This window comes from Streptomyces sp. BR123 (assembly GCF_013401435.1).
Lineage (GTDB): Bacteria > Actinomycetota > Actinomycetes > Streptomycetales > Streptomycetaceae > Streptomyces.
On record NZ_JACBGN010000326.1, the window covers coordinates 1 to 7,455 of the forward strand.

General features: G+C 71.2%; 7 protein-coding genes and 1 pseudogene. 2 read left to right on the top strand and 6 right to left on the bottom strand.

Going from position 1 to position 7,455, the window contains the following annotated elements:
• Positions 1-9: 9 nt before the first annotated feature.
• The 6 genes and pseudogenes from HYE82_RS31435 to HYE82_RS39110 all read right to left on the bottom strand — a co-directional run.
• The gene (locus tag HYE82_RS31435) at positions 10-318 is read right to left on the bottom strand and encodes a hypothetical protein (protein ID WP_179177602.1); all 309 of its coding nucleotides are present in this window, start codon (positions 316-318) and stop codon (positions 10-12) included.
• A gap of 982 nt (positions 319-1,300) precedes the next feature.
• Complete coding sequence (locus HYE82_RS31445) at positions 1,301-2,062, bottom strand: succinate dehydrogenase iron-sulfur subunit (RefSeq protein ID WP_179177603.1); 762 nt, start codon at positions 2,060-2,062, stop codon at positions 1,301-1,303.
• The gene (gene sdhA, locus HYE82_RS31450; RefSeq protein ID WP_179177604.1) at positions 2,062-3,816 is read right to left on the bottom strand and encodes a succinate dehydrogenase flavoprotein subunit; all 1,755 of its coding nucleotides are present in this window, start codon (positions 3,814-3,816) and stop codon (positions 2,062-2,064) included. The genes HYE82_RS31445 and sdhA overlap by 1 nt, the downstream gene beginning before the upstream one ends.
• A gap of 26 nt (positions 3,817-3,842) precedes the next feature.
• Entirely contained in the window at positions 3,843-4,325 is a 483-nt protein-coding gene (locus HYE82_RS31455; protein WP_179177605.1) for a succinate dehydrogenase hydrophobic membrane anchor subunit, read from the bottom strand.
• 5 nt (positions 4,326-4,330) lie between these two features.
• Entirely contained in the window at positions 4,331-4,711 is a 381-nt protein-coding gene (gene sdhC / locus HYE82_RS31460; protein ID WP_179177606.1) for a succinate dehydrogenase, cytochrome b556 subunit, read from the bottom strand.
• Between the two features lie 260 nt (positions 4,712-4,971).
• A pseudogene (locus tag HYE82_RS39110) lies at positions 4,972-5,099 on the bottom strand (2-oxo-4-hydroxy-4-carboxy-5-ureidoimidazoline decarboxylase); the annotation flags it as partial.
• A 352-nt stretch (positions 5,100-5,451) separates the two neighbouring features.
• Between HYE82_RS39110 and HYE82_RS31465 the strand changes: the two are divergent.
• Together HYE82_RS31465 and HYE82_RS31470 are read left to right on the top strand one after the other, a co-directional pair.
• Positions 5,452-6,195 (top strand): RNA polymerase sigma factor, encoded by a 744-nt coding sequence (locus HYE82_RS31465; protein WP_179177608.1) that lies wholly within the window; start codon positions 5,452-5,454, stop codon positions 6,193-6,195.
• The gene (locus tag HYE82_RS31470) at positions 6,195-7,235 is read left to right on the top strand and encodes a hypothetical protein (protein WP_179177607.1); all 1,041 of its coding nucleotides are present in this window, start codon (positions 6,195-6,197) and stop codon (positions 7,233-7,235) included. Before HYE82_RS31465 ends, HYE82_RS31470 begins: the two co-directional genes overlap by 1 nt.
• Positions 7,236-7,455: the final 220 nt, after the last annotated feature.

Here is a 7,455-nt window from a genome sequence, read left to right on the forward strand (position 1 = left end):
GGGTGGGCTCTACTCCGGCGCCTCGATCCACATCAGGCGCTTGCCGTGGATGTCCCGCTCGATGCAGAGCCGCATGTGGGCCGCCCTGGGGCCGGGGGACTCCGGTGTTCCGCGGTCCTCGAACTCCGTGATGATCCGCCTGCCCTCCACGCGGGAGACCCCGACCTGCCGGCCGAAGTCGATGCCCAGCTCGATCTCCTGCTCCAGGCTCGCGAGGGCGTACCTGCCCTGCGCCTCCGGGTACTTCCGGAAGGCCGCCGCGACCGCCTCGAAGAAGGCGAGGTCCTCGTCGCCGCGCACCCTGTCGTCCGTCGTCATGGCTGGCTCCTGCTCAGGCGGGCGGATCCGGCCGTCCCCGCGGGCCGCGGCCGCAGCGCCGCACGGCCGGAAGGGCCGTGGTCGTGCGGGGCCGGAAGGGGGCGGCGGCGCGGGCGCGTTCACCGCTGCAGGCCGTTCCCCCCTCCTCCAAGCCCGGCACGGCCCCGGTGGGGCTGCCATCCGGCCGCCTTACGGGCGGCCCAGGAACTCCGGCAGCAGGGCGGTCATCTCCTGCGGGCGCTCCAGCGACGGCAGACGGCCGGCCCGGGGCAGCTCCACGTGCCGGGCGCCCGGCACCGACTGCGGGACGGACGCGGCGATGCCGCGGAAGCCGGGGTGGTCGTACGCGCCGCCGGACGCCGGCGTCGGAGCGGTGACGGCCGCGAGTCGACGGGGCGCGCCGGGAGTTCGTGGTGCTCGGTGATGGGCCGGGCGACCTCGAAACCGCGGTGCTGCACGGTCCGTACGAACTCCCCGGCCTCCTCCGGGGCGGACGGCCCGAGCCAGGTGTCGACCATCAGCTCGACCGCCGCCTCGATGTCGCCGGCTCCGGCAGCGCGTCCTCCCGCGCGTCGATCTCCCGCAGGTCCGGGCTCGGCGTACTGGAGTCGACTCGGGCAGGGCCACGAGTTCGCCGGGCGCGTGGGCGCGGTGGGTGCCGTACCCGTCGGCCACCGGGTCGGTGAGGACGTGCAGGCGGTTGTGCCCGCGGTCGACGATCACGTAGACGGGGACCTTGGCGTTGCCGTACGCGCGGAGCTTCGCGTAGGGCGGCCTGGTGGTTGCCGGACGTCACTTCGAGGACGAGCCGGGAGACCGAGGGGTCGTGGCAGTCGTTCTCGACGAGGCACTCGTAGGTGTCGGCATCGACGATGCAAAGGCCGGGGACGGCGCGTTCGCCCGAACGGGCGAGGGCCCCGTCCTCCGGTGTCGGATACACCGGAGGACGGGGCCCTCGTGTGGCGCCGTCGGGACCGCCAGGTCAGAAGCGGCGGGTGATCAGGGCGCGCTTGACTTCCTGGATCGCCTTCGTGACCTCGATGCCGCGCGGGCAGGCGTCCGTGCAGTTGAACGTGGTGCGGCAGCGCCACACGCCGTCCTTGTCGTTCAGGATCTCCAGGCGCTGCTCGCCGGCTTCGTCACGCGAGTCGAAGATGAAGCGGTGCGCGTTGACGATCGCCGCCGGGCCGAAGTACTGGCCGTCGTTCCAGAACACCGGGCACGAGGAGGTGCAGGCCGCGCACAGGATGCACTTCGTCGTGTCGTCGAAGCGCTCGCGGTCCTCGGCGGTCTGCAGGCGCTCGCGGGTCGGCTCGTTGCCCTTGGTGACCAGGAACGGCATGACGTCCCGGTACGCCTGGAAGAAGGGCTCCATGTCGACCACGAGGTCCTTCATCACGGTCAGGCCCTTGATGGCCTCGACGGTGATGGGCTTCTCCGGGTTGATGTCCTTGATCAGCGTCTTGCAGGCGAGCCTGTTCTTGCCGTTGATCCGCATCGCGTCGGAGCCGCAGATGCCGTGCGCGCAGGAGCGGCGGAAGGTGAGCGTGCCGTCCAGGTTCCACTTGATCTTGTGGAGACCGTCGAGCACGCGCTCCTTCGGGTCGATCTCGATCTGGAAGTCCTGCCACTCCGCCTGGTCGGAGACCTCGGGGTTGAAGCGGCGGATCCGGAACGTGACCGTGATGTACGGGGAGGCGGCGGACTTCGCCTCCTCCTTCTTCACGAGGGTCGGGGTGGCCATCAGTACTTACGCTCCATCGGCTGGTAGCGGGTGGTGACGACGGGCTTGTAGTCGAGCCGGACGGAGTCCTTGCCGTCGGCCGCCACCTCGCGGTACGCCATGGTGTGGCGCATGAAGTTGACGTCGTCGCGGTTCGGGTAGTCCTCGCGGTAGTGACCGCCGCGGGACTCCTTGCGGGCCAGGGCCGAGACGGCCATGACCTCGGCCAGGTCGAGCAGGTTGCCCAGCTCGATGGCCTCCAGCAGGTCCGTGTTGAACCGCTTGCCCTTGTCCTGGATCGAGACGTTCTTGTAGCGCTCGCGCAGCTCCGCGATCTTCTCGACCGCGGTCTTGATCGTCTGCTCCGTGCGGAACACCGACACGTTCGCGTCCATCGTCTCCTGCAGCTCGTTGCGCAGGTCCGCGACCCGCTCCGTGCCGGTGGAGTTGCGCAGCCGCTCGACCAGGTCGACGACGAGCCCGGCCGGGTTCTCCGGCAGCTCGACGTAGTCGGCCTTGGCGGAGTACTCGGCGGCGGCGATGCCCGCCCGGCGGCCGAAGACGTTGATGTCCAGCAGCGAGTTGGTGCCGAGGCGGTTGGCGCCGTGCACCGACACGCACGCGACCTCGCCGGCCGCGTACAGGCCGGGGACGACGGTGGTGTTGTCGCGGAGGACCTCACCCTCGACGTTGGTCGGGATGCCGCCCATGGCGTAGTGCGCGGTGGGCTGGATCGGGATCGGGTCCGTGTAGGGCTCGATGCCGAGGTAGGTGCGCGCGAACTCCGTGATGTCCGGGAGCTTGGCGTCCAGCTGCTCCGGCGGCAGGTGCGTCAGGTCCAGGTACACGTGGTCGCCCTCGGGGCCGCAGCCGCGGCCCTCGCGGATCTCCGTGTAGATGGAGCGGGAGACGACGTCACGGGACGCGAGGTCCTTCATGACCGGCGCGTACTTCTCCATGAAGCGCTCGCCGTCCTTGTTGCGGAGGATGCCGCCCTCACCGCGGGCGCCCTCCGTCAGCAGGATGCCCATGCGCCAGATGCCCGTCGGGTGGAACTGGAAGAACTCCATGTCCTCCAGCGGCAGGCCGCGCCGGTAGCAGGCCGCCTGGCCGTCACCGGTGAGGGTGTGCGCGTTGGAGGTCACCTTGAAGAACTTGCCGTTGCCGCCCGAGGCGTAGACGACGGCCTTCGCCTGGAAGATGTGGATCTCACCGGTGGCGAGCTCGTACGCGACCACACCCGCGGACTTCTTGACGCCGTCGACCTCGGTGATCAGCTGGTCCAGGACGTAGAACTCGTTGAAGAACTCCACGCCCTCCTTGACGCAGTTCTGGTACAGCGTCTGGAGGATCATGTGGCCGGTGCGGTCCGCGGCGTAGCAGGACCGGCGGACCGGGGCCTCGCCGTGGTTGCGCGAGTGGCCGCCGAAGCGGCGCTGGTCGATGGTGCCGTCCGGGGTGCGGTTGAACGGCAGGCCCATCTTCTCCAGGTCGAGGACGGCGTCGATGGCCTCCTTCGCCAGGATCTCGGCGGCGTCCTGGTCGACCAGGTAGTCACCGCCCTTGACCGTGTCGAAGGTGTGCCACTCCCAGTTGTCCTCCTCCACATTGGCCAGCGCGGCGGCCATGCCGCCCTGCGCGGCGCCCGTGTGGGAGCGGGTGGGGTACAGCTTCGTCAGGACCGCGGTGCGGCTGCGCTTCGTCGCCTCGATGGCGGCGCGCATGCCCGCGCCGCCGGCGCCGACGATGACGGTGTCGTACTTGTGGATCTTCATGAGATGTGTCGCCTCAGCCCCGTTGCCTAGCGGATGTTCGGGTCGAAGGTGAAGATCACCAGCGTGCCCAGAAGGATGGTGAACACCGTGGCGGTGTAGAGCAGGCCCTTCAGCCACAGGCGCGTGTTCGCGCGCTCCGCGTAGTCGTTGATGACGGTACGCAGGCCGTTGGCGCCGTGCAGCATGGCCAGCCACAGCATCAGCAGGTCCCAGACCTGCCAGAACGGGGACGCCCAGCGGCCGGCCACGAAGGCGAAGCCGATCTTGGAGACACCGCCGTCCAGCACCAGCTGGATGAGGAGGTGGCCGATGACCAGGACCACGAGGACGATGCCGGACAGGCGCATGAAGAGCCATGCGGCCATCTCGAAGTTGCCGCGGGTCGAGCGCGGGGTCTTGCCGGTGCGCTTGCGCGGGGCCTCGATGTACGGCGCCGGGTTGTCCACGTCGTAGAGGCTCACGCCCTCCACGTCGCCGATGGCCTGAGCGGAAGAAGTGTCAGAGGACATGCGCGTCACTTCCCGAACAGTTCGAGGTAGGCGTGGCCGAGGACGGGGATCAGGGCCCCGATCATCAGCACCAGCCAGAGCACCACGACCGACCAGAGCATCTGCTTCTGGTAGCGCGGGCCCTTGGACCAGAAGTCCACTGCGATGACACGGAGACCGTTCAGCGCGTGGAACAGGATGGCGGCCACGAGGCCGTACTCCAGCAGCGCGACGATCGGCGTCTTGTAGGTAGCCACGACATCGTCGTACGCCTCGGGGGAGACGCGGACGAGAGCGGTGTCGAGGACGTGTACGAACAGGAAGAAGAAAATGAGGACGCCGGTGACTCGATGAGCCACCCAGGACCACATTCCTTCCCGGCCGCGGTACAACGTTCCAGCCGGCACGGAAAACCCTCCGGAAGCGGGGCGGGGGCCTGCCGGCTTCGTTGTCGGTCGGGCCCGGCCGGGTACGGTCCACCGGCCCCGGACATCGTAGCGACGCTTTGTCGGTTCCTTCGCCCGGGGTCCTCCGGTGTGATCAAACAGGCACGGACGGCCTATCCCGCAGGGGCGAATGGCCCTGTTTCGGCCGTACGGACACCGTCCCGCGAGTGGGCCGGTCCGTCAGGTCGGTGACGCGCCGGGCAGCCGGCCGGCCCGCCCCGCTCGTACGGGGCTTTCCCGGCGGCGGCCCGCAGAGCGCCCGAGTCCGGGTACGGTCTGTGGGCGGCAACCCGGTGCGCCCAGCGCCGGCACGGCTGCCGCAGCACTGCATCAGGACGGCCTCGACCGCCTCGGAGGACAGGGCCGGGTGTACCGCCATGCCGGCGACGCCGGACGGGGTGCGCCGGGCCGGTGCAGGGTTTTCCCCCGAAGCGAGCCGAAAGGACGACGTGGTGAGGTCCACGAGAGGGAGGTGGACGACGACCGAGGCCGCCACCCCCCACAGGAGAGGCCCCGGTCGTCGTCCGTACGGACTCGTGCGACAAGCCCGTACTCATGACAGCGCCGCGCGTGCGTTTTGTGTCACACCTCGGTTCGCGCACGATTGGTTGCTCCCCGTGCAACTCGTGGACGAAGGTACTTGAAGGCCGTAACGTGCTGATTTGCGCCACACGTACAGGACAGTGAACGGGTTGGGGACTTTGCTGGGGGACGACGCGGAGCTGACCGCCGCGGTGCTCGCGGCACAGGACGGCGACGAGAACGCGTTCCGTGCTGTGTACCGCTCCGTGCACCCGCGCCTGCTCGGGTACGTACGCACGCTCGTCGGCGACGGCGACGCGGAGGACGTGACCTCCGAGGCATGGCTGCAGATCGCCCGCGACCTCGACTCCTTCACCGGCGACGCCGACCGCTTCCGCGGCTGGGCCGCCCGGGTGGCCCGCAACCGGGCCCTGGACCACATCCGCATGCGCGGCCGCCGTCCCGCCATCGGCGGGGACGAGACCGAGCTGACGGGCCGGGCCGCCGACAGCGACACCGCGGGCGAGGCGATGGAGGCCCTCTCCACCGGCCGGACCATGGCCCTGATCGCCCGGCTCCCGCAGGACCAGGCCGAGGCGGTGGTCCTGCGCGTCGTCGTCGGACTCGACGCCAAGAGCGCGGCCGAGACCCTGGGCAAGCGGCCCGGAGCGGTACGCACAGCGGCCCACAGGGGCCTGAAGAAACTTGCCGAACTGCTGGGCGCCGAGGGCGTCCAGGGACCGGAAGCGGAACCTGCGTCGGACCGGCTCCCGGGTGTCGGCCATAATGCCGGTGGCCAGATCCGGGAGGGTCGGGGGCAGCGCGACCTCGACGCCGTTCCCGCACAGCGCGGCCGGGGCGGTGGCCTCGTGGAACAAACCGGTGTGACGCATTCACGTTGGCGGACGCAGAAGGACATGTGATGGCCGACGAGCGCAACAGGTGGTTGGACCGGGCGGCGGCAGAGCGGGTGCTGAACGGCACGACGGCCTCCCCGGACGCCGATCGCCGTGCCCGGGATGCCGAAGACCGGCTGCGGGCCGCCCTCGACATGCTGGTGCCGCCGCAGGCCCCCGCCGGGACGGAACTGCCCGGGGAGGCCGCCGCGCTGGCCGCGTTCCGCGCCGCGCGCGCAGGCGCCGACACCGCCGACGTCCCGGGATCCGACGCCGCGGCAGGGCCCGTGATGGACCTCGGCTCCGTCATCGCCCTGCCCGCGCCCGCCCCGGCCCGAGCCGTCGCCGCGTTCCGCCCGGGCCGCCCGGTGCGGTTCGCCCTGGCCGCGGCGCTGGCCAGCGTCGCCGTCGGCGGGCTCGCCGCGGCCGCGGGGGCCGGCCTGCTGGACCGCGTCACCCACACCTCTGCCGGACCCGCACCCGCCGCGACGCTCAGCGCCCTGGAGACCCCGGCCCCGCCGTCCGGCGGCGTCGGCCCGACCTCCGCACCGCAGCTGCGCCCCGATCCGTTCCGCAGCGCCGACGGCGGGACCGGTGCGCCCGCAACCCCGGACGGTTCCGCGGCCGGTACGGGCCCCGCCGACGGCAGCAGGCCCGGGTCGGACTTCCGCTTCGGCGGGAGCGCGGACACCTCCTCGGGCGCGGCCTCCGCGGGCGCCACCGGCAGCGCCGGCAAGGAGACCCTCGGCGGAGCGAACGAGCTGCACAACCAGGACAGGGCAACCCGCCTCAAGGCGGTGGACCTGTGCGAGGCGTACCGCTCGGGCAGCATGAACGCCGACCGCCGCGACAGGCTCTCCCGGCTGGCCAAGGGTCTCTCGCGCATCCCGCAGTACTGCGAGGAGCTGCTCGACGGGACCCGCGGCTCCAGGACCGGCACCGCACCCCGCAGCAGCGAGGACGGCGGCGAGGTCCTCAAGGCCCCGCCCCCCGGCCGGGCGGCGCCGATGACGCAGTCTGCCCCGGCGGTGGGAACCGCGTCCCCGGGCGTGCGCGTGCCGCGCTGACCGCCCTCCCCCGTACTTCCGAAGGCCTCGTGACGATGCTCCGCGCGGGGCCTTCGCGCTGTTCGCGACGGGTGTCACGAACACCAGTAACACTTTTCGAACCTGCGGCGCAGTACATAACGAGCCGACTGGTCATCGGCGGCGCACGAGCCGGGGTTCCCCCCGTACCCCTGGGCTCTGCGCACCCGGCGCGGGCGGGGTTCGTTCCCCCGGCCCTGCC

What these genes read in the sequence shown, in the direction of transcription:
- HYE82_RS31435 (WP_179177602.1), bottom strand. Translation starts at nt 318, where the DNA reads ATGACGACGGACGACAGGGTGCGCGGCGACGAGGACCTCGCCTTCTTC.
- HYE82_RS31445 (WP_179177603.1), bottom strand. Translation starts at nt 2,062, where the DNA reads ATGGCCACCCCGACCCTCGTGAAGAAGGAGGAGGCGAAGTCCGCCGCC.
- sdhA (WP_179177604.1), bottom strand. Translation starts at nt 3,816, where the DNA reads ATGAAGATCCACAAGTACGACACCGTCATCGTCGGCGCCGGCGGCGCG.
- HYE82_RS31455 (WP_179177605.1), bottom strand. Translation starts at nt 4,325, where the DNA reads ATGTCCTCTGACACTTCTTCCGCTCAGGCCATCGGCGACGTGGAGGGC.
- HYE82_RS31470 (WP_179177607.1), top strand. Translation starts at nt 6,195, where the DNA reads ATGGCCGACGAGCGCAACAGGTGGTTGGACCGGGCGGCGGCAGAGCGG.